This window comes from Mesorhizobium sp. WSM4841 (genome assembly GCF_055811515.1).
Map to the genome: position 1 here is coordinate 1 of NZ_JBVVQC010000085.1, position 1219 is coordinate 1219.

The window sequence follows — 1219 nt, forward strand, 5'->3', positions numbered from 1 at the left end:
GCGCGAGCGACGGGAGCGCTGGTACGTCGTCGCAATGTTGCGGACGCAGCGACATTGCTGCGTCTGGCCTTGGCCTATGGCCCCGGCGGGATGAGCTTGCGCTCGGCGGCCGCCTGGGCCGGGATGAACGACGTTGCGAGCCTTTCCGATGTTGCTCTTTTGAAGCGCTTGCGTGGAGCGGCCGATTGGCTTGGCTGCATCGCAGGCGCCTTGCTGGAAAACGCTTGTGTCAAAAGTACCGCGGCGACGGGGCGTCGGCTGCGCGTCGTCGATGGCAGTTCGATCTCGCACCCCGGCAGTGCCGGCACGGACTGGCGGCTGCACGCCACCTACGAACCTGCGCTTGCGCGGTTCACGCATCTGGAGATTAGCGACGCTCGCGGCGGTGAAGGCTTCTTTCGTGTTCCGCTTCGCCAAGGCGACATCGTTGTCGGCGATCGCGCCTACGCTCGTACCCCGTCCCTTGAAAAGGTGGTGGCGGCGGGCGGCGACTTCATCGTGCGCACGGGCTGGAACAGTGTTCGGCTGACCACGCCCGAAGGGCAACGGGTCGACTGGAACGCCATCTTTGAGCCCTTGCAGCCCGGTGAAAGTTTGCGAGATGAGCGTGCTCCTGGAGCATTCAGGCCGCACGAGCAAGAGCCGAGGCAAGCCGCTCTTGCCGGCGAGGCTCATCGTCAAGCGCAAGATGAGGAGGCCACGCAAAAAGCACAGAAGGCGGCAAGGCGAGGGCATCAGCGACGTGGCAGCAAGAGGCTGCACCCGATGACCCTCACCGCAGCAGGCTTCGTCATGCTGCTGACGTCGATCCCAGCCGATGAATTGGCGGCCGACGAGGTTCTGCAAACCTATCGGCTGCGCTGGCAAGTCGAACTCGCCTTCAAGCGGCTCAAGAGTGGAATGGGTATCCATAAGCTTCCCGCACGCGATGAGCGGCTCGCTCGAAGCTGGCTGACAGCCCATCTGATCCTGGCGCTGATGATCGACGAGGCCGTCACCGACGTTCTCGACTCTCCCCCCTGTGAAGATGAAACCACCCACAGCGCAATCGCTGTCCCTTTGGAGGCTGCATAGTCTCCTGCGTCCTGCAATCCTCAACGCCATACTGATCGTGATGCGGCCGGGAAAAATCGTGGCGCGCTTTGCCGAAATCATCCGCCACGTCTGCGATCCACCGAGGCGACGAAAAAGCCAATCCGCCGCAGCAAGGATAACGCTC

At 63.0% G+C, this 1219-nt stretch carries 1 protein-coding gene; it reads left to right on the forward strand.

Features of this window, described 5'->3' with window-relative positions; translation table 11 throughout:
* Window positions 1-54: 54 nt before the first annotated feature.
* Window positions 55-1074, forward strand: coding sequence for a transposase (locus AC0L14_RS34725; protein ID WP_473752224.1), 1020 nt, complete (start codon window positions 55-57; stop codon window positions 1072-1074).
* The last annotated feature ends 145 nt before the right edge of the window (window positions 1075-1219 follow it).